We start from the raw sequence: 19,525 nt of genomic DNA on the forward strand, positions 1-19,525 counted from the left end.
GGAGATTGATTACAAATTCTGTCTGAATGGTGACGCTTTCACGGATGAAAAGCGTCGCCATTGGTGATGATTGCGGCGCGCGTGCTCGTAGGACGCCTAGTCGATTTTCACGAACGGCGTCGAGCCGCCGGTGACCTTGGGCAGCTCGCCGTTCCATTTCTCGATGGCCAGTTGCTGCAGGACCTGCGGGTTGGCCCGCAGGGCCTCGCCCTTGATGCGGATGGACTCGGCCTCGCCGCGCGCACGGGCGATGGCGGCGTTGGCCAGGGCGGTCTCCTTGGCCTCCAGGGCCTTGGCGGCCAGGGCTTCCTGCTCCAGCTGGGTCTTGGCCTGCATCTGCTGGATGATCGCCGCCGGGTAGCGGATCGAGCCGATCCAGTCGAGCTGCGAGACCGTAACCCCGTGGCGCGCCCACTTGTTCGAGACGCGGGCATAGGCGCGCTGGATTACCTGCTGGCGACCACCGCTGTAGAGCGTCTCGACACCGACCTTCTCGGCCTCGGCGGCGACGGCCGAGCGGACGTCGTTGCGGATCGGTCCGTCCAGCAGCTGGTCGAATGACAGGCGGTAGGTCTGGTAGAGGTTCGGCGCCGAGGCTGGATTGACCTGCAGGGTCACCGAGATGTCGGCCGTCATCGGCAGGCCGGTGTTGTCGGAGAAGGTGATCTCCTCGTTCTCGTTGCCGCGCTCGTCCTTCTCGCGGGTGTAGCTGTAGGTGCGCTGGATCACCGGATACTGGATGATCCGCTCGCCGACGCCCCGGAAGTACCAGCGGGCGGGCAGGGGCTCGGGCGCGACGCCGGCCGAGGAGCCCAGGGTGCGGATCTTGACCCCGACATTGCCCGGCTCGACCGTGGTGCTGTGGCCGAGCACGCTGCACGAGCCCAGCAGCAGGATCAGCACGGCGACCACGCCGACCATCACCTGCTGGCCGCGCTTTTGGAACGGGGCTTTGATCGAACCCTTGCGAGGGGGCGTGACGAAGGGGCTGTCGGTCATTCGGGATCCTTGGCTTCGGCCTGGGAAGTCTTGGAGAGGTCGCGCAGGAGAATCTGGGCCAGCTTGGCCAGGGCCACGACGCCCACCGCGAAGGCGGCCGGGGCGGCGACCAGGCCGATGTCCGTGCCCGAGCCCCACAGCGGGCCCACGACCACGCGCATCAGGACCACGGCCAGGAACACCCAGCCCACCAGATAGGCGGCGGCCTTGGCGTAGATCACGGCGGTTCCTCCGGCTGCGTCTCGCTCAATGGTAGAGCCTCAAGCGCAGGCGGGCGCAAGGCTCGTCTCCTCGCGGACCGAGAAATGCGCTATCTCGTCACTTTGTACCAATCATGAGCCTGAACAGGTCACGATGAAGCTCAGCCGTGCCGATCGGAAGATTCTCCAGATCCTGCAGCAGGACGGCAAGATCTCGAACGTCGATCTCGCCGAGCGGGTTGGGCTGTCGCCCAGCCCCTGCCTGCGGCGGGTCAAGCAGCTGGAGGCCTCGGGCCTGATCAGCGGCTATGTCGCGCTGCTCGACCGCCGCAAGGCCAGGCTGGACGTGCTGGCCTATGTCGAAGTCCAGGTCGATCACGTCGAAGGGGCTGCCGAGGCCTTTCAGCAGGCCATCCTGCGTGAACCGGAAGTGGTCAGCTGCCACGTGATGACCGGCAATTTCGACTACCTGCTGAAGGTGGCGGTGCCGAACCTCGACGCCTATGCGGATTTCACCATGAAGCGCCTGCTGAAGATGCCGGCCGTGAAGGACATCCGCTCGTCGTTCGTGCTGGACACGATCAAGGACTCTACGGCCCTGCCGCTGGACTATCTGGAGTGATCACATTCGATCGGTTCTTTGATAAAAGTTGATCGAAAATGACCGTTATGGCTCGATCTATGGTCATCATCGCCACGTTCTGACTTCCAGTCCGCGATATGCTGCCGCTCTCACTTCATTGGAGCGCGGACGGATGCTGGTTCTCGATCGCAAGCCCCTGTCGCCCACCTGGGCCTCGCCGATGCGCCCCGCGCTGGAAGGCGTGCAAGGCTACAAGGCCGGCATGACCCTGGCCGAGGCCGGCCGCCGGACGGGCCTCTCCTCGTTCTCCAAGCTGGCCAGCAACGAGAACTTGCTCGGCCCCAGCCCCAAGGTCGCCGAGGCGGTGATGACCGCCATGACCGAGCCGCACATCTATCCCGATCCGCACAGCGACGTGCTGCGCGCCGCGATCGGCCAGCGCCTGGGCGTCTCGCCAGCGCGCCTGGTGATCTCGCCGGGTTCGGAAGCCCTGATCGACTACGTCTTCCGCGCGGTGCTGCACCCGGGCGACTCGATCCTGCTGTCGAGCCCGACCTTCCCGACCTACGAGATTTTCGGCCGCTGCGCCGAGGCGCGGATCATCGACGTGCCGCGCCTGCCGAACTTCGACATCGACGTTCCGGCCGTATGCGCCGCCGCCGCGCAGGGGCCGAAGCTGCTGGTCCTCTGCACGCCGAACAACCCGACCGGCAACGCCCTGAAGGCCGAGGCCTTCAAGCAGATCCTGGCCGCCACCCCGCGCTCGACCGTGGTCTTCGTCGACGAGGCCTATCGCGAGTATCACGAGGCCTTCGACACCTTCGCCATGCTGGACGCCTGGGGCGGTCCGTGGGTCTCGGCCCGCACCTTCTCCAAGGCCTATGGCCTGGCCGGGCTGCGCATGGGCTACGGCATCGCCTCGTCGGCCGAGCTGGTCGAGTACCTGGATCGCATCCGCCCGCCGTTCAACGTCACCGCCGTCAGCCAGGCCGCCGCCCTTGCCGCCTGGGAGGACCGCGAGCACCTGGACCGCACCGTCGCCCTGACCATCGCTGAACGCGGTCGCGTCGAGGCGGTGCTGGACGACATGGGCGTCGAGCACACCGAGAGCCACGCCAATTTCGTGTTCCTGCGCTCGCCCGCTGGCGCCGAAGCCACCGCCGCGCATTTGTTGCACGAGGGGCTCATCATCCGCCCGACGCCGGTCGCCGGCGGCTGGGTCCGCATCACCATCGGCCGTCCGGCCGACAACGACGCCCTGATCGCCGCGCTGCCGACCGCGCTGGCCCTCTAAGATTTACGGAGACGCCTTCATGACCCTCGTCACCGAGCAGAACCCGCTGGGCCTCGACGGCTTCGAGTTCGTCGAGTTCACCAGCCCCGATCCGGTCGCCATGGTCGCTCTGATCGAACAGCTGGGCTTCGTAGCCGCCAGCAAGCACCCGACCAAGGCGGCGACCCGTTACAAGCAGGGTCGCATCAACCTGATCGTCAACCAGGAAGAGGCCGGCCAGGTCGCCGACTTCCGCGCCGATCACGGCCCGTCGGCCAACGGCATGGCCTTCCGCGTCGAGAACGTCGAGCAGGCCTATGCCGAAGCCCTCAAGCGCGGCGCCAAGGCCGCCGACGCCTCGCGTTCGCTGCTGGGCGCGGACGCCCGGGTGCTGGAAGGCATCGGCGGCAGCCTGCTGTACCTCATCGACCGCTACGGCGACGCCGGCACCATCTATGACGGCTGGGAACAGGTCCCGGGCGCGGCCCTGGCCGAAGCCAAGAACAATGTCGGCCTCGACCTGCTCGACCACCTGACCCACAACGTCAAGCGTGGCCAGATGCGCACCTGGTCGACCTTCTACAACCAGATCTTCGGCTTCGAGGAGCAGAAGTACTTCGACATCAAGGGCCAGGCCACGGGCCTGTTCAGCCAGGCAATGATCGCGCCCGATAAGGCCATCCGCATCCCGCTGAACGAAAGCCAGGACGACAAGAGCCAGATCGAGGAGTTCATCCGCCAGTACAACGGCGAGGGCATCCAGCACTTGGCGATGACGACGGACAATATCTACGACACCGTCGAGAAGCTGCGCGCGCGCGGCGTGAAGCTGCAGGACACGATCGAGACCTACTACGAGCTGATCGACAAGCGCGTCCCGGGCCACGGCGAGGACCTGGAGCGCCTGAAGAAGAACCGCATCCTGCTGGACGGCAATGTCGGCGACGAAGGCCTGCTGCTGCAGATCTTCACCGAGAACCTGTTCGGCCCGATCTTCTTCGAGATCATCCAGCGCAAGGGCAACGAAGGCTTCGGCAACGGCAACTTCCAGGCCCTGTTCGAAAGCATCGAGCTGGACCAGATCCGCCGGGGCGTGATCACGGTCGAGGCCTGAGGGCCCACACCTCGTCCTTCGACAAGCTCAGGATGAGGTGTTTACTGCGAGCGTTGAGTAGCCCTCACCCTGAGCTTGTCGAAGGGCGAGGGCGGCTCCTCTGTCGTTGAACGATCCAAGGACCCAACCATGGACCTCCGCTACCAAACCGGCTTCGGCGCTCACTTCGCCACCGAGGCCGTGGCGGGCGCTCTGCCCGTCGGCCAGAACTCGCCGCAGCGGGTTCCGTTTGGGCTCTATGCCGAGCAGCTGTCGGGCACGGCCTTCACCGCCCCGCGTCACGAGAACAAGCGCAGCTGGCTCTACCGCCTGCGGCCCAGCGCCGGGCATGGCGCCTACCAGCCCTATGCCCAAGCCAGGCTAGCCAGCGGCCCGTTCGAAGGCCCGGTGACGCCCAACCGCCTGCGTTGGGACCCGCTGGCGATCCCGGCCGAGCCGACCGACTTCGTCGACGGCCTGGTCACCCTGGCCGGCAACGGCGACGTGGCGACTCAGGCCGGCATCGGTATCCATCTCTATCTGGCCAACGCGTCGATGAAGAACCGGGTATTCTACAATGCCGACGGCGAGCTGCTGCTGGTCCCGCAGCAGGGCGTGCTGACCCTGGTCACTGAGTTCGGTGTTCTAAAGGCCGGCCCCGGCCACATCGCGGTGATCCCGCGCGGCGTGCGCTTCCGCGTCGAGGTCGACGGTCCCTCGCGCGGCTATGTCTGCGAGAACTACGGCGCGGCGTTCAAGCTGCCGGACCTGGGCCCCATCGGCTCGAACGGCCTGGCCAATCCGCGCGACTTCGAGACGCCCGTGGCGGCGTTCGAGGACGTCGATGCGCCGACCCTGGTCATCCAGAAGTTCCAGGGCGCCCTGTGGGCCGCCGAGTGGGACCACAGTCCGCTGGACGTCGTGGCCTGGCACGGCAATCTCGCGCCGTACCGCTATGACCTGTCGCGCTTCAACACGATCAACACGGTCAGCTTCGACCACCCCGATCCGTCGATCTTCACGGTCCTGACCTCGCCCAGCGAGATCCCGGGCACGGCCAACTGTGACTTCGTGATCTTCCCGCCGCGCTGGATGGTGGCCGAGCACACGTTCCGCCCGCCGTGGTTCCACCGCAACGTGATGAGCGAGTTCATGGGCCTGATCCACGGCGCCTACGACGCCAAGGAGGGGGGCTTCGTCCCCGGCGGCTCCAGCCTGCACAACTGCATGAGCGATCACGGCCCCGACGTGGCCAGTCACCACAAGGCCACCGAGGCCGAACTGGGCCCGCACAAGATCGACGGGACCATGGCCTTCATGTTCGAAAGTCGCTGGGTGATCCGCCCGACGAAGTTCGCACTGGAGACTTCCGCGCTTCAGGGTGACTATGACTCGTGTTGGACGGGCTTCTCCAAAGCGCGTCTGCCTTAACCAGAACAAATACAAGAGGAAGCGCTGATGAAGCTCGCGTCTCTCAAGGGCGGTCGTGACGGCCGGCTGGTGGTGGTCTCCAACGACCTGGCCTGGTTTACAGACGCCGGGACCATCGCGCCGACCTTGCAGGCCGCGCTGGACAATTGGGAGCGCTGCGGGCCGATGCTGGCGGGCCTGGCCGAGAGCCTCGAGCACGGCGCGGTCCCCAAGGAACGCTTCCACGAGCACGACGCGCTCAGCCCGCTGCCGCGCGCCTACCAATGGCTCGACGGTTCGGCCTATGTGAATCACGTGCAACTGGTCCGCAAGGCGCGCGGCGTCGAGATGCCCGAGACCTTCTGGACCGATCCGCTGATGTACCAGGGCGCCTCGGACGGCTTTCTGGCCCCGCGCGATCCGATCCCGTTGGCCGACGCCAGCTGGGGCTGCGACCTGGAAGGCGAGATCGCCGTGATCGTCGACGACGTGCCGCTGGGCGCGACCCGCGAGGAGGCCCTGGCGGCCATCCGCCTGGTCATGCTCTGCAACGACGTGTCCCTGCGCAACCTGATCCCGGCCGAGCTGACCAAGGGCTTCGGCTTCGTGCAGTCCAAGCCCGCCAGCGCCTTCTCGCCGGTGGCGGTGTCGCCCGACGCGCTCGGTGACGCCTGGAGGGACGGCAAGCTGCACGGCGCCCTGCTGGTCGAGCTGGACGGCAAGGACTTCGGCAAGGCCGACGCCGGCGTCGACATGACCTTCGATTTCGGGACCCTAGTCGCTCACGCGGCCAAGACCCGCAACCTCTGCGCCGGCACCATCGTCGGCTCGGGTACGGTCAGCAACCGCGGCGCCGACGAAGGCCCGGGCAAGACGATCGCCGAAGGCGGCGTCGGCTATTCGTGCCTGGCCGAACTGCGCACGGTCGAGACGATCCTGACCGGTGCGGCCAAGACGCCGTTCCTGCTGGGCGACGACACCATCCGCATCGAGATGAAGGACGCCAAGGGCCACTCGATCTTCGGCGCCATCGAGCAGACGGTCGAGCGGGTTTGACGGAAGAAGCCGCCGCGCCGGTCGGCCGGATTTGGGAAACGCGGGCGGGGATCAATCTCGGCCCGCTGGACCTGATCGCCGACGGCGCGGCGCGGAACTACGTCCTGCAGATCGGCGACAAGCGCTTCCACGGCTTTGTGGTCCGCAAGGGTGAGGCGGTGTTCGGCTATGTCGACCGCTGCCCGCACCAGGGTCTGCCTCTGGCCCAGCAGTTGGATCAGTACCTGACGCCCGACGGCGGCCTGATCCAGTGCTCCTGGCACGGGGCGATGTTCACGGTGGACGAGGGGACCTGCGTCGGCGGTCCCTGTATGGGCGCGAAGCTTTCGCCCTGGCCGGTGACGACGCACGAGGGGCGCGTCGTCACCGCCTAGGCATCTAGGGCTGTTGCGCCCCCTCCGTCACGTCGCCTATCGGCGCCGCGCCACCTCCCCCGCAAGCGGGGCAGGAAAGAGGCGGCATCCTCCTCACCCGTGAAACGGGGGAGGTGGCGCGCTGCGGATACGCAGCGTGACGGAGGGCGCGCTCCACGCTCACACCAAATTGGTCACGACCTCGATATTGCCGTGCGTCGCCTTCGAGTACGGGCAGATCGTGTGGGCGGCGTCGATCAGGTCCTGGGCCAGGTCGCGATCCAGGCCGGGCAGGGCGACGTCGAACTTGGCGCGCAGGAAGAAGGAACCGGCGTCGGCGAGCAGGTCGATGGTGGCGTCGACCGACAGGTCGGCCGGCAGCTTCACCTTGCGCTGGGCGGCGACGAGGCCGAGAGCGCCCATGTAGCAGGCCGACCAGGCCGCGCCGAACAGGTTCTCGGCGGCGGGGTGGGGCTCGGCGAACTTCAGATCCAGGAAGCCGTCGGCGCTGCGCGCGCCGCCGTTCGGGCCGGTGGTGTTGTGGGTTGTGCCGGAGAAATAGAGCTTGGCGGTCATGGGAGCACCTGTCGTTTCGTGTTGTTGATCATATCCGATCTAATCGGATGCGATGTAATTTGGTGCGACGTTCGACGGGTTCAAGGGCGTTCAATAGATCGGATGCGATTTATTTTCCGGGGCAGCCGAGACGGCGGTGCGCCTGACAAAAGAACGGCCGCCTTCCAGGAGAAGAAGGCGGCCGAGTCATTGGGAGGAAACGCCCGAAAGGGCTGATTTCCATATAGCTGTTTGAATTTGATCTGACAACGTTGTCACGAAACTAATTTTGCGTAACGATGAAATTGAAGCGTCGGCGCGGGTTCGGCGTTGCCGCCCCTAAGGCTTCTTGGCCGCCTGGACCTCGATCTCGACCAGCATGCCGTCGGCCACCAGGGCGGTGATCTGGCTGGTGATGCGCGAGGGCTTGTTGGGCTGGGTCGCGGTGCCGAAGTAGGTCTTGTAGCCCTCCATCATGCCGGCGAAGTCCATCTTGCCGTCCTTGGCCGGGTCGCCGACCAGCAGCACGCGCATCATGACGACGTCGGCCATGGTCGCGCCCTGGCTCTTCAGCGCCGCCTCGATGCGGCCCAGCACGCCCAGGGTCTGGGTCTTGGTGTCACCGAACTTGGCGACGCCGGTGGCTTTTTCGTCGATCACCGGCGGGGTCATGCCGCTGACATAGATGGTGCTGTAGCCGGCCGGCACGGTGACCACGCTGGCGATGGCCGACTTGGGATCGCCGCCACGGACGATCTCCTGAGCTTGAGCGACGGAGGCAAGAGCGCAGAGCCCGACGGCGAGGGCGGCGAGGCGTTTCATGGAGTTCTCCCTGGGTGAGCGGATCGATCAGTGGGCCTGCAGGCCGCGCGCCTTGGCCCCGGCCTTGGCGGCGACGCGGGCGGCGGCGACATCCTTGGGCGCGACGGCCGAGGCCTTGTTGCCCCACGACGAGCGGACATAGGTCAGGATGGCCGAGAGGTCGGCGTCGGTGAGGTCGTCCTTGAAGGCCGGCATGCCGGCGCGGCCGTTCAGCACCGTGGTCGTCACCAGCTTGGCGTCGCCCTGCGCGAACGGCGAGCCGGCCAGGGCCGGGAAGGCGCCCTTGACGCCCTTGCCGGTGGCCTGGTGGCAGGCCGAGCAGTTGTCCATGTAGCTCGACTTGCCGTCGGCGGAGGCGATGGCGGGAACAGCCATGGCCACGACAAGGCTCAGGGCGGCGAGACGATAGGCGAAGGTCATGCGTTTCCTCGGACTTTCCTTAACGCGTGGCGACCACCGGAACCGGCTTCCACTTCCGGCTGCCACGCTCGTGTTCTCAGGCCTGCTGAACGCGGGCGTGGATCCTGGCGATCTGCTGCCAGGCCGACTCGATGGCGCCGGCCTGCCAGCCGCCTAGGTAGCTCAAGTGTTCGCCGGCCAGATAGAGGCGGCCATCGGGCTGGCAGAGGACCGGATAGCTGTCCTTGCGCCCGGTCTCGCCCCACTCGGCCCAGCCCCCGAGATTGTACTCGGCCAGGTGCCAGCTGAAGGAGAAGGCGTTGTCGAAGTTGGCGGCGTATTCCGGGAAGATTTTCTGGCCCGCCGCCACGGCGAAGGCCGCGCGCTCGGCCGGGGTCTTGGCGCTGATCTTGGCCGCCTCGCCGCCGAACGCGTAGTAGCCCAGCAGCACGCCCTTCTGCCCCTGCCAGCCATAGGAGGGCAGGGTGATCGTGTTGATCCCCGGCAGGTCGTTGTAGATGTGGCCGCCGTAGATGTGGTGGTTGTCCTCCCAGAAGCGGGATTTCATCTGCAGGCCGATCTTGTTGACCGGGGCGTAGGCCACGCCGCTCATCGCCGCCTTGAACGGGGCGGAGGCGTCCAGATCGATCTGCTTCAGCACGCTGAGCGGGATGGTGCAGATGCAGTAATCGGCCGTGACCTCGGCGGCCTTGCCGTCGGCGCCCTTGTACGAGACCGTGACGCCGGTGGGGGACTGCTTGATCTTCTCGACGACCGCGCCGTAGCGGATCATCGGCCCGACCTGTTTCTCGAAGGCCTTGGCGATCTGGTCCATGCCGCCGATCGGCTGCAGCATGGTGCGCTGCTGCTCGTAGCCGGTGACCGAGCTCAGGACGCGCCAGGCGTTGCTGTCCAGCACGTCCTTGAAGGCGAAGGGCGGCAGCTCCTTGCCGGGGCCGGGACTGACGCCCGCGCCGGGATGGACGGAGAAGCCGCGACCCTCGGTGCCCTTGTAGGCGAGGTCCTTGGACAGCCGCCCCTCGTTGACCAGGTAGGCGACGAAGCGCTCCTTGTCGACGCCCGACAGCGGGGCGTCGAGCTGGCCCTGGCTGGCGGCCTTGGCGACTAGTTCGGCGGTGTAGCCCCGGATGTCGGCGGCGACCTCGCCCTTGCGCACCGGCTTGCCGGTCAGCGGACCCTTGCCCTTCTCGAAATAGATGTAAGCCGCGTCGTTGTCGTTGACGAAGCTCTCCAGCGGCACGCCGAATGTCTTGGTGTAGTGCAGCGTCGAGCGGTGGTGGTACGGGATCCGCCAGGGGCCGTGGTTGATGTACTGGCCCTCGTCGAACTCGCAGGTCTGTTCGTGGCCGATCAGGTCGGTGTGCTTGAAGCCCTTACGCGCCGTCTGGCAGCGACCGCCGGCATAGGAACGCGCCTCCAGCACCTGGACCTGATAGCCGGCCTTGCCGAGTTCATAGGCGGCGGTCATGCCCGCCAGGCCCGCGCCCAGGATGACGATCTTGGTGTTCTTGGCCCCGCCGCTCAGTTCGGGCGGCAGCTCCGTGGCCGAGGCCATGCCGTAGCCAAGGGCCTCCATGCCCGACAGCACCAGTGACATGCCGCCGACCGCGGCCAGGCTTTCGAAGAACCGACGGCGCGTGAGAACACCACCCGCCGAAGACGCGTCCAGTCCACTCATAAGATCCCCGCCCTTGTTTGCGGACCGGCGCGTGAAGATCGCGCCTGGCCACGAAGCCGACGGGCCTTGCCGCGCCGGACAGGGGCATCTCGAAACCCCGGCCTTCGCGGCGCAACGCAATTCGGGTTCGTCCTCGTTCTGACATGTTAGAAGCCTCGCCATTGGGCGCCGCGCGCGGCCTTTGAGCGATCCATGAGCGGGGGCGAGCGATCCGTCTTCGCAATGCGGAATCGCTCTTTCGCCGCGCCGTCCCGCGTCCCGAAGGAGTAGCCATGAGTTCGACCGCCCCGACCCTTCGCCTGCGCCTGGCGCGCCCCGAGGACATGCCCGTCCTGTCGGCCCTGATGGACCGCGCGATCGGCGAGCTGCTCCAGGCGTTCCTGCCGCCGGAAGGAGTGAAGGCCTCGTACGAGATCATGGGCCTGGACACCCAGCTGATCGCCGACGGCACCTATTTCGTGGTGGAAGACGGAGAAGCGATCGCCGGCTGCGGCGGCTGGAGCCGGCGCGCCACCCTGTTCGGCGGCGATCACTCGGCCGGGCGCGACGCGGCGCTGCTCGACCCCAAGGTTGACGCGGCGCGGGTGCGGGCGATGTACACCCACCCCGACCACACCCGCAAAGGCGTCGGCCGGATCGTCCTGGACGCCTGCGAGGCGGCCGCGCGGGCCGAAGGGTTCTCCAGCGTCGAGATGGCCGCGACCATGGGCGGCGTGCCGCTGTATCGCGCCTGCGGCTACCACGACATCGAGCCGTTCGAGGCTGTGACGTCGAACGGCTACCGGGTGCCGCTGATCCGGATGGGCAAGGCGCTCTAAAACAGAAGGGGCGGACCGTTCGGCCCGCCCCTTCGTCCTAGGCGTCGGCGGGCTTTGGCATCACACCGGCCGCGATGGCTGCGCCATAGGCTTGGGTGACGAAGTCCATCATGGCGTTGGACGAGGTCGACGCGGCGGCGAAGGCGGGTTGTTCCAAGGTCTCGCGCGCGACGGCCTTCATCTTGCGGGTGAGGGCGGGGTCGCCGCCCGTCGCCTCGAACACCTTGCCCATCCATCGGCGGGCAAGATCCATCGCGGCAGGCGATGTGGGATCGCCGATCCGCATCAGGCGGTCGGCTTCGGCGTGCAGAGCGCCCCAGTCCTGGTCGGGCTTGGCCATGCCTTCATAACCGTTGGCTTTCAGCGTTGCCTGGTCGGCCGGGGAGAAGCGCCTGGCGGCGATCGTTTCGTAGGCGGCGGCCAGGTCGTCGACGTTTTTCTCGGTCATCACGGTTTCCTTGGTGAGATCCATCAAATCGTCCGAGGAAAGCGTGCCGCGTTCGGCGAGCTTGGTGCGCGCCACCGCCAGCAGGCGGAGCGCGCGGTCGACCCGTTCGGCTTCCTGGCGCAGCACATGCTCGTGCAGGTCCAGGAAGGCCGTGAGGTCGGGAGGGCCACCGGACAAGAGTTGGGCGATCCGCGTGAGCGGAAAGCCGAAGCTCTTGAGGGCGAGCACCTGATGCAGGCGGGCGATCTGGTCGGGCCCGTAGACCCGCCAACCCGCCGCCGTCCGTTCGGTCCGGATCAGGCCCTGCGCTTCGTACACGCGCAAAGCCTTCCCGCTGACGCCCAGGCGACGGGCGGCCTCGGCGGGCAGCAGGTGGGGACCGGAACTTGCCAACGCATCATCCTCCTCGAACGAGTCGTCTTATCCGGCCGGCCCTTGGGTCCGGCGCAAGCGCCAATTCGACATGCGTCGCCGGAAAAGCAAAAGAGGCGGACCTCGCGGCCCGCCCCTTCGCAGTTCAGCCTGTCTTCCCGCCTCAGAAGGCGAAGGTCAGTCGGCCGTAGTAGTAGCCGCCGTTGATGCCGTACGGCGAGAAGCTCGGGTACTGAGTTACACAGCCGCCGCCTGAGGCGATACAGGCGGTCTGGAACGCGGCCGTGAACTTGTCCGGATACTTGTTGAACAGGTTGTTGGCCCCGATCGCGGCCGTAACGCCGACCGGGAACTTGTAGGAGAGCTCGGCGTCGGTGATCGCCGTGGCGCTGGCCACGGTGTTGAGTAGCGGGCCGGTGCCGGGATCCGACAGGGCCTCGGCCTTGCCGTAGAAGGTCTCGGTCAGCGAAAGCGAGATCTTGCCGAAGGTGTAGAGGCCGTTCAGCCCGATCTTGTACTTCGGCGCGGCCTTTTCCAGCAACGAGGCGGCGTTGCCCGCGAACAGGACCTGACCCGTCGGGAAGGCGGCGCTGGTCGTGGCCAGGGCCGTCGGCGCGGCCTTCACCTTGGTGATCTTGGTCTTGTTGAAGTTGCCGCTCAGCGTCCAGTCGATGCGGCCCATCTCGCCCAGATCGGTCGGATACGCGACGACGAAGTCCAGGCCGCGTGTGCGGGTGTCTAGGCCGTTCGAGAAGATGTTGATGCCGGTGCTGGCCACCGTGCTGTCCAGCACGTTGCCGTTGGCGGCGATCGCGGCGTTGACGTTGCTGTTGACCACGACGCCGTTGCGCAGGCCATAGACCGAGCTGGAACCGAAGATGCGGTCCTTCAGGGTGATCTGATAGGCGTCGATCGTCGCCGTCATCTTCGGGATCGGGTGAGCCACGATGCCGAGGCTGTAGTTCTTCGACTTCTCCGGCTTCAGCGGGGAGATGCCCAGCAGGCGCGCGGCGTTCGAGTTCGGGGCCAGCTGCACGAAGGCGCTGGTCGGCGAGACGTTGGTGGCCGAGTAGAACGATTCCGCCAGGGTCGGGGCGCGGAACCCGGTCGAGGCCGTGCCGCGGATGGCGAACATCTCGCTGAAGTCGTAGCGGCTGGTCAGCTTGACGACGGTCGTGTCGCCGAAGTCGCTGAACTTCTCGTAGCGGACCGCCGCGTCGATCTTCCAGGCCGCGACGGGGGTGGCGGCGACGTCGCCATAGAGCGCCCAGCTGGTGCGCGCGTGGCCGCCGGCGTCCGTCTTCTGGAAGCCCGGATACGACTGCGAGCCTTCCTTGTAGGTCGAGGCCGCGTCGCCCTGGCCGATGCGATAGTAGTCGCGGCGCTGCTCGTAACCGACGGCGACGTCCAGCGCCTCCGCGAAGCCGACGTCGAAGCCGCGACGCAGGTCGACGTTGTTGGTCCACTGGGTCGTGCGCCAGCTGCCGGCGTGGAACGAGGTGGGGGAAAAGCCCTTAGTCGTGGTGGTCGAGGTGTCGACATAGAGGCTGGCGTTGGCCGAGTCCTCGACGCGGACCTCGATGTCGTCCTTGCCGTAGGTCGACGAGACGTCGAGATCCCAGCCGGCCACCTTGCCCGACACGCCCAGGGTCATGGCGTAGTCGTCCTCGATGATGCGTTCACGCGGGCTGAAGCCCAGCGGGAACGGCCGGTCGGTCGCGCCCATCTTGCCCTGGATGCGGTTGTAGCGGCGGTAGTTCTCGTAGGCCGAGGCGTCCTTGTGACCCAGGGTGCCGAACGAATAGACCTCGAAGTCACCGGGCAGCTCGATCCCGGCGTTGTAGACGAGGTTGTTCAGGCGGTACTCGGCGTCGCCCGAGATCAGGTTCAGGTTCGGATAGCCCTTGATCAGGCTCTCGACGGCGTTGTTGGCGGCCGAATAGCCGGGGCTGGTCGGGTTGAAGACCCGCTGGTCGGGCAGGCCACGGTTGGAGAAGCCGTGGTATTTGCTCTCGACCGTGATGTTCAGATAGCTGTTCTCGGTCGGCGACATGCCGATGTTGATCGCGCCGCCGGCCGTCTTGCCGCCGCCGTCGAAGTATTCGCCGCCGGTGGCCGAGATCGAGCCGCCCGAAACGTTCTTCTTCAGGATGATGTTGACGACGCCGGCGATGGCGTCCGTGCCGTACTGGGCGGCGGCGCCGTCGGTCAGCACCTCGATACGGCCGATGCCGGCCATCGGGATGAAGCCAAGGTCCGCGGCGGCGGCGCCCTGATAGACGCCCGACAGGACGGCGAGGTTGCCGGTGGTGTGGCGGCGCTTGCCGTTGACCAGCACCAGGGCCTGGTTGGGCGAAAGACCGCGCAGGCGGGCCGAAAGGGTCAGGTTGGCGGTGTCGCCGCCAAAGGCCTGGGCGTTGAACGACGGCACCAGGTTGGCGAGGCCGAGGCGCAGGTCCACCGCGCCGGTGCGCTCGAGCGTGCTGGTGTCGACCACCTGGACGGGGGCGGGGCTGTCGATGACACGCAGGCCCGTCTGGCGCGTGCCGGTGACGATGATGGTGTCGACCTCGGTCTGGTCGGGCGGTGTCGCTGCGGTGTCGGCGGCGAAAGCGGGGGCAGAATATCCAATAGTAATGGATAGCGCCGAAATGCCCGCCAGGAGTGCGGGTTTAAAACGTCGAGTCATCAGTAACCCCCTCATTGTGTTTATTGACGCATGTCGAATTCTCCATCCATGGCGTTTTTCTCTCCCCGATTATGATTTTTGACGCGGGCACTAAAAATCTATCGGGATCATCCCGATGTATTCATGGGGATCCACGTTTCGGCGTTCGGCAATGAGAGGCTGTCAGGAAAACGCCACAACCGCGCAAGCGCCCGGCGGGCGCCGTTTTGCGCGGCGGCTGTTCTCGGATTTTAGGCAGAACGGCGCGGGCGATCCACGCGCGGAGGTCGCGAAGGGCGCCTCAACTCACGCGCAGAGGCGCATCGGCTCGGCCGCTTCGTCGGTCTCTTCGGTCTCGAACAGGTCGAAGGCTTCTTCCCAGGCGCTCATCCGGGAATCACGCAGTTCGGCGTCGTCGGTGACGCGGACGATCTGGTCCTCACGGTCGTTCCAGACGAGGCCGATGTCGGTGACGCGCTCGACGTCGCGGCCGAGCAGCAGGAACATGTCGGCCTTGGCCGCCCGCTCATGGCTGATCCGACGCAGGGTGCGTCCGCCGCCCATGTCGCGGTGGATGTCGGCGAAATCCAGCACGGCCGAGATCAGGGCCTGATTCACAGGCGCGACGGTCCAGGGGGAGCAGGCGAAGCGCGACATTAGTTTCTCCAATCTCGACATCCGCAGAATGTGCGGGCATTGCGACAGAAACGGTCGTAAGCTACTCGTCTGCCTGGGGAACGCATGAGACACGAAAAAGCTACGCGCCTTCTGCATCTGGCCCGGATGCTGGCCGGCTCGGCCGAGGGGCTGACCCTGGACGAGATGGCCCAGAACCTGGATGTCGGTCGTCGTACCGCCGAGCGGATGCGCGACGCCGTCTGGGCGGCCTTTCCGCAGATGGAGGCGATCGACGATCCGCCGACCAAGCGCTTCCGCATCCCGTCCGGCCTGGATGGCGTCTTCCAGACCCCGACCGCCGAGGAGCTGGCGGCCCTGCGGACGGCGGCCGATTCCTACAAGGCGTCCGGCGCCGACACGCGGGCGGCCTCGCTCTACGCGCTGGAGGCCAAGCTGCTGTCGGCCCTGCGCGGCTCGGCCCGTCGCCGGGTGGCGCCCGACGTCGAGGCCCTGGTTCAGGCCGAGACCATCGCAGTCCACGCTGGCCCTCGTCCGTTCGAGGATCAGGCGCTGCTCGCCGCCATCCGCACGGCGATCAAGGGGCTGTCGGGCCTGTCGTTCCGCTACGAGGGCGGCAGCACGCCGGGCCGCACGCGGGAAGTGACGCCGCTGGGCGTTTTGTTCGGGCGCAGCAACTATCTGGTGGCGTCGGAGGGCAAGAGCGGCAAGCCGCGCTCCTGGCGCCTGGACCGCATGAGCGACCTGAAGGTGCTCGACACCCCAGCGCCGCCACCTGAGGACTTCTCGCTGCAGGCCTTCGCCGACGAGAGCTTCGGCATCTATCACGACGAGATCCAGGACGTGGTGCTGCGCATCGACAAGCGCCGCGCCGAGGACGCCCTGCGCTGGCGCTTTCACGCGACCCAGCAGGTGACCCAGGAAGACGACGGCTCGGTGACGGTCACGTTCCGCGCCGGCGGCATGCGCGAGCTGTCCTGGCACCTGTTCACCTGGGGCGGCGATATCCAGATCGTCCAGCCCCAGGCGCTGAAGGACATGATGGTCGCCGAACTGCGCGAGGCTGCTCGCGCGCACGGGGCGTGGCCAAAAGACGTGGTATGAGCGGGGATGAACTACCGCCACGCCTTCCACGCCGGCAACTTCGCCGACCTGCACAAGCACGCGATCCTGCTGGCCATGCTGTCGGCCCTGCAGCGCGAGAGCGACGCCGTGTCGGTGATCGACACCCATGCGGGGGCGGGGGGGTACGATCTTTCTGGCGAGATGGCGCGGCGTTCGGGCGAGGCCCAGGCGGGCATCTTCCGGCTGAAGGCGGCGACCGATGCGCCGGCGGTGTTCGGGTCGCTGCTGAAGGCCGTTGACGCCATGAACGGCGGCAAGTCGGGCGATCTCTATCCAGGCTCGCCGCTGCTGATGGCGCGGGCGCTGCGCAAGGCCGACCGCTATGCCGGCTGCGAACTCCGTCCCGACGACGCCCAGCTGCTGCGCAAGACCCTGGCGCCCTATGCCAGCGCCCAGGCCTTGGAAGCCGACGGTTACGCGACCGCCGCCAGCCAGGCCGGCAAGGGCGGCCGCGCCTTCGTGGTCATCGACCCGCCGTTCGAGCGGCCGGACGACTACCGGCAGATCGCGGCCACGACCCGCGCCGTCCTGGTCCGCGCCAAGGACGCCGCCCTGGCCATCTGGCTGCCGATCAAGGACCTGGAGACCTTCGACGCCTTCCTGCGCGCGATGGAAACCGTCACGGATGACCTGCTAGTCGCCGAGCTTCGTCTCCGCCCCCTGACGGATCCCATGAAGATGAACGGCTGCGCGATGGTGATGATCGGGGCTCCGGCCTCGGTCGACGGGGCCGCCGTGGAGGCTGGCGACTGGATCGCCGCGCGCCTGGGCGAGACCGGCGGCCGCTCGCGCGTCTGGCGGACGTGACCAAGGTCCCGCCGACCTTCTCGGAAGCGCTGCCTGTCTGGCTGAAGATCGGCGTGCTGGGCTTTGGCGGCCCGGCCGGACAGATCGCGCTGCTGCATCGCGAGGTGGTCGAGACCCGCGCCTGGGTCGATGACGACGAGTTCGCCCGCGCCCTGAGCTTCTGCATGCTGCTGCCCGGCCCCGAGGCCCAGCAGTTGGCCACCTGGCTGGGTTGGCGACTGCATGGCGTCCGAGGCGGCGTCGCGGCGGGCTTGCTGTTCGTCCTGCCGGGCCTGGCGGTGATGTTGGGCCTGTCGGCGCTCTATGTCGTCCACGGCCGTTCGGACTGGGCCGCGCCGGTGCTGCTGGGGCTGAAGGCGGCGGTGGTCGCGCTCGTGCTGCAGGCCCTGCTGAAGATCGGCCAGCGGACGATCAAGGACCGCATGGCGGCTTTCGTCTGCGGCGCGGGCTTTGCCTTGCTGGCTTTTACGACCGTGCCGTTCCCGCTGGTGATCCTGGCGGCGGGCGCCCTGGGCTGGGCGACCGCCAAGGGCGGGGAGGGCGCGCCGTCGCCAAGGGTTCCGCCGCCGGCCGGCCAGGTGCGCACGGCCGTGGCGTGCTTGGCCCTATGGCTCGCGCCAATCGCCCTGGCTTGGCTGATCGCGCCTCGTTCGCCGATCGCCTGGATGGGCATGAGCTTCGGCGGACTGGCGGCGATCAGCTTCGGCGGCGCCTATGCGGCCCTGGCCTATCTGGGGCAGACCGCCTCGAGCTTCGGCTGGCTGTCGGCGACCCAGATGCTGGATGGTCTGGGCCTGGCCGAGACCACGCCGGGGCCGCTGATCCTGGTCTTCGTCTTCGTCGGTTTCGTCGGCGCCTTCCAGACCGCGCCGCCGGAATGGGCTTGGGCCCTGGGCGTGGCGGGGGGGCTGATGGCCGCCTGGACCACCTTCGCGCCGTCGTTCCTGTGGATCTTCGCCGGCGGTCCGCTGTTCGAGCGCTGGGGCCGTCAGCCCAGGCCCTCGCGGGCCCTGGCCCTGATCTCGGCGGCGGCGGTGGGCGTGATCGGCCAGCTGGCCCTGTGGTTCGCCATCCACCTGCTGTTCCGCAGCGGCCAGACGATGGAGGTCCTGGGCGTCGTGAAGGTGATGCTGCCCGATCTCGCCAGCCTGGACTACGCGGCGTTGGGGCTGACCGTGCTGGCCCTGATGCTGACCTTCGCCACCCGTCTGCCGATGTTGGCCATGATCGCCGTGGTCGTGGCCGCCGGCGCGCTTCTGAAGGCGTTTGGCTTGAGTTGACCTAAGGGCAGCATTTTTGCACTTGCGAACGCAATTTCCATGTTATGTTGCGGTGCAATAGATCGCCTTCGCCCACATGCCTCGGTCTTGGGAGCGCCCCCATGGTTTCGATCTTCTCCTACTTTCCCGAATTCCAAGCCGACAAGGTCGAGCCCGAAACCGCGCCGCGCGTGGTGGTCGGGGCCGTGTCGCCGCTGTGGCTGATGTTCGGCGGCGCAGCCGCCGCCGGCGCCACCTACTGGTGGTGGGCTTCGCGCTGGCGCGAGGCTGTGAACCTCGAGGCGCTGATGGCGCTCGCGCCGGAACCGGTCGCGCCGCCGGCTGAGACCATCGCCGTGCTCGAAGCCGCGCCCGAGCCCGTGATCGAAGAGGCCGCCGCGCCGGTCGTCGAGGCTGTCGCCGCTATGGCCGAGACCACCGAAGCGACCCTGGACGCCGTCGAGGAGATCGCCGAAGCCGCCGCCGAACCGGTGGTCGAGGTCGTCGCCGCCGCCAACGAGGACATCGCCGAAGCGGTCGTCGAGACCGTGATCGAGCCCGTCGTCGAGGCTGAAGCTGTCGTGCTCGAAGCCGTCGAGGTCGTGGCCGAAGCGCCGGTCGAGATCGTCGAGGAGGCCGCGCCGGTCGAGGCCGTCGCCGAACTCGCCGCCGCGCCCGTGGAAGCTGCCGAAGCCGCCAGCGACGACCTGACCCGCATCGTCGGCGTCGGCCCCAAACTGGCCGCTTCGCTGACCGAGCTGGGCGTGACCACCTTCAGCCAGATCGCGGCCTGGACGCCGGACGAACTGGCCTCGTTCGACGAGCTTCTGAGCCTGAAGGGCCGCGCCGAGCGCGACGCCTGGATCGCCCAGGCCAAGCGCTTCGCCGCGCCGGTCGAAGCCTAGGACGATCAACACCTGAACGAAGAGCTGTCGGGCCTGGCCCGGCGG

Annotated in this window: 20 protein-coding genes and 2 pseudogenes; 12 read left to right on the plus strand and 10 right to left on the minus strand. The window is 67.3% G+C overall.

Annotated features, from left to right (window positions below):
* Window positions 1–96: 96 nt before the first annotated feature.
* Both AC07NN_RS20440 and AC07NN_RS20445 read right to left on the minus strand, forming a co-directional pair.
* Entirely contained in the window at window positions 97–999 is a 903-nt protein-coding gene (locus AC07NN_RS20440; protein WP_494645214.1) for an SPFH domain-containing protein, read from the minus strand.
* Window positions 996–1,220, minus strand: a complete 225-nt coding sequence (locus tag AC07NN_RS20445; protein ID WP_494645216.1) for a hypothetical protein — start codon at window positions 1,218–1,220, stop codon at window positions 996–998. The genes AC07NN_RS20440 and AC07NN_RS20445 overlap by 4 nt, the downstream gene beginning before the upstream one ends.
* 133 nt (window positions 1,221–1,353) lie before the next feature.
* Here AC07NN_RS20445 and AC07NN_RS20450 point away from each other — a divergent pair, with 133 nt between their 5' ends.
* From AC07NN_RS20450 to AC07NN_RS20480, 7 genes and pseudogenes are all read left to right on the plus strand, one after another.
* Window positions 1,354–1,821, plus strand: coding sequence for an Lrp/AsnC family transcriptional regulator (locus AC07NN_RS20450; protein WP_494645218.1), 468 nt, complete (start codon window positions 1,354–1,356; stop codon window positions 1,819–1,821).
* Between the two features lie 118 nt (window positions 1,822–1,939).
* On the plus strand, window positions 1,940–3,076 hold the full coding sequence (gene hisC, locus AC07NN_RS20455) for a histidinol-phosphate transaminase (RefSeq protein ID WP_494645220.1): 1,137 nt from the start codon (window positions 1,940–1,942) through the stop codon (window positions 3,074–3,076).
* A 19-nt stretch (window positions 3,077–3,095) separates the two neighbouring features.
* Entirely contained in the window at window positions 3,096–4,169 is a 1,074-nt protein-coding gene (gene hppD, locus AC07NN_RS20460) for a 4-hydroxyphenylpyruvate dioxygenase (protein WP_494645222.1), read from the plus strand.
* Between the two features lie 10 nt (window positions 4,170–4,179).
* Window positions 4,180–4,270: pseudogene (locus AC07NN_RS20465) on the plus strand (hypothetical protein); the annotation flags it as partial.
* Between the two features lie 28 nt (window positions 4,271–4,298).
* Window positions 4,299–5,579: a homogentisate 1,2-dioxygenase gene (gene hmgA, locus AC07NN_RS20470; RefSeq protein ID WP_494645225.1), complete on the plus strand. Its 1,281-nt coding sequence runs from the start codon at window positions 4,299–4,301 to the stop codon at window positions 5,577–5,579.
* A gap of 27 nt (window positions 5,580–5,606) precedes the next feature.
* A complete protein-coding gene (locus AC07NN_RS20475; protein ID WP_494645227.1) occupies window positions 5,607–6,614 on the plus strand; it encodes a fumarylacetoacetate hydrolase family protein in 1,008 nt (335 codons plus the stop codon).
* Window positions 6,611–6,988 (plus strand): Rieske (2Fe-2S) protein, encoded by a 378-nt coding sequence (locus AC07NN_RS20480; RefSeq protein WP_494645229.1) that lies wholly within the window; start codon window positions 6,611–6,613, stop codon window positions 6,986–6,988. The genes AC07NN_RS20475 and AC07NN_RS20480 overlap by 4 nt, the downstream gene beginning before the upstream one ends.
* Window positions 6,989–7,024: 36 nt before the next feature.
* Here the strand turns inward: AC07NN_RS20480 and AC07NN_RS20485 are convergent.
* The 5 genes and pseudogenes from AC07NN_RS20485 to AC07NN_RS20505 all read right to left on the minus strand — a co-directional run bounded on the left by AC07NN_RS20485 (window position 7,025) and on the right by AC07NN_RS20505 (window position 10,442).
* A pseudogene (locus tag AC07NN_RS20485) lies at window positions 7,025–7,151 on the minus strand (hypothetical protein).
* Window positions 7,148–7,543, minus strand: coding sequence for an Ohr family peroxiredoxin (locus tag AC07NN_RS20490; protein ID WP_494645231.1), 396 nt, complete (start codon window positions 7,541–7,543; stop codon window positions 7,148–7,150). The pseudogene AC07NN_RS20485 and the gene AC07NN_RS20490 overlap by 4 nt, the downstream one beginning before the upstream one ends.
* A gap of 318 nt (window positions 7,544–7,861) precedes the next feature.
* On the minus strand, window positions 7,862–8,344 hold the full coding sequence (locus AC07NN_RS20495) for a RidA family protein (RefSeq protein ID WP_494645233.1): 483 nt from the start codon (window positions 8,342–8,344) through the stop codon (window positions 7,862–7,864).
* Between the two features lie 27 nt (window positions 8,345–8,371).
* Window positions 8,372–8,764, minus strand: coding sequence for a c-type cytochrome (locus tag AC07NN_RS20500; protein ID WP_494645235.1), 393 nt, complete (start codon window positions 8,762–8,764; stop codon window positions 8,372–8,374).
* A gap of 76 nt (window positions 8,765–8,840) precedes the next feature.
* Complete coding sequence (locus AC07NN_RS20505; protein WP_494645237.1) at window positions 8,841–10,442, minus strand: flavin monoamine oxidase family protein; 1,602 nt, start codon at window positions 10,440–10,442, stop codon at window positions 8,841–8,843.
* 272 nt (window positions 10,443–10,714) lie between these two features.
* On the opposite strand from AC07NN_RS20505, the gene AC07NN_RS20510 reads away from it, so the two are divergent.
* Window positions 10,715–11,260 (plus strand): GNAT family N-acetyltransferase, encoded by a 546-nt coding sequence (locus AC07NN_RS20510; protein WP_494645239.1) that lies wholly within the window; start codon window positions 10,715–10,717, stop codon window positions 11,258–11,260.
* Window positions 11,261–11,297: 37 nt separating this feature from the next.
* On the opposite strand, the gene AC07NN_RS20515 is transcribed toward AC07NN_RS20510, so the two are convergent.
* From AC07NN_RS20515 to AC07NN_RS20525, 3 genes are all read right to left on the minus strand, one after another.
* Window positions 11,298–12,101: a MerR family transcriptional regulator gene (locus AC07NN_RS20515; protein ID WP_494645241.1), complete on the minus strand. Its 804-nt coding sequence runs from the start codon at window positions 12,099–12,101 to the stop codon at window positions 11,298–11,300.
* Between the two features lie 142 nt (window positions 12,102–12,243).
* On the minus strand, window positions 12,244–14,769 hold the full coding sequence (locus tag AC07NN_RS20520) for a TonB-dependent receptor plug domain-containing protein (RefSeq protein WP_494645243.1): 2,526 nt from the start codon (window positions 14,767–14,769) through the stop codon (window positions 12,244–12,246).
* A 285-nt stretch (window positions 14,770–15,054) separates the two neighbouring features.
* Entirely contained in the window at window positions 15,055–15,405 is a 351-nt protein-coding gene (locus AC07NN_RS20525; RefSeq protein WP_494645245.1) for a hypothetical protein, read from the minus strand.
* An 84-nt stretch (window positions 15,406–15,489) separates the two neighbouring features.
* On the opposite strand from AC07NN_RS20525, the gene AC07NN_RS20530 reads away from it, so the two are divergent.
* From AC07NN_RS20530 to phaH, 4 genes are all read left to right on the plus strand, one after another.
* Complete coding sequence (locus tag AC07NN_RS20530; RefSeq protein WP_494645247.1) at window positions 15,490–16,488, plus strand: helix-turn-helix transcriptional regulator; 999 nt, start codon at window positions 15,490–15,492, stop codon at window positions 16,486–16,488.
* 6 nt (window positions 16,489–16,494) lie between these two features.
* On the plus strand, window positions 16,495–17,316 hold the full coding sequence (gene rlmJ, locus AC07NN_RS20535) for a 23S rRNA (adenine(2030)-N(6))-methyltransferase RlmJ (protein WP_494645249.1): 822 nt from the start codon (window positions 16,495–16,497) through the stop codon (window positions 17,314–17,316).
* Window positions 17,313–18,596 carry a chromate efflux transporter gene (gene chrA / locus AC07NN_RS20540; RefSeq protein WP_494645251.1) on the plus strand — a complete coding sequence of 428 codons (1,284 nt, stop codon included), beginning with the start codon at window positions 17,313–17,315 and terminating at the stop codon, window positions 18,594–18,596. Before rlmJ ends, chrA begins: the two co-directional genes overlap by 4 nt.
* Window positions 18,597–18,697: 101 nt before the next feature.
* A complete protein-coding gene (gene phaH, locus AC07NN_RS20545; protein WP_494645253.1) occupies window positions 18,698–19,480 on the plus strand; it encodes a phasin PhaH in 783 nt (260 codons plus the stop codon).
* Window positions 19,481–19,525 lie beyond the last annotated feature (45 nt).

The sequence above is a fragment of the Caulobacter sp. GW821-FHT09H08 genome, from assembly GCF_059415885.1.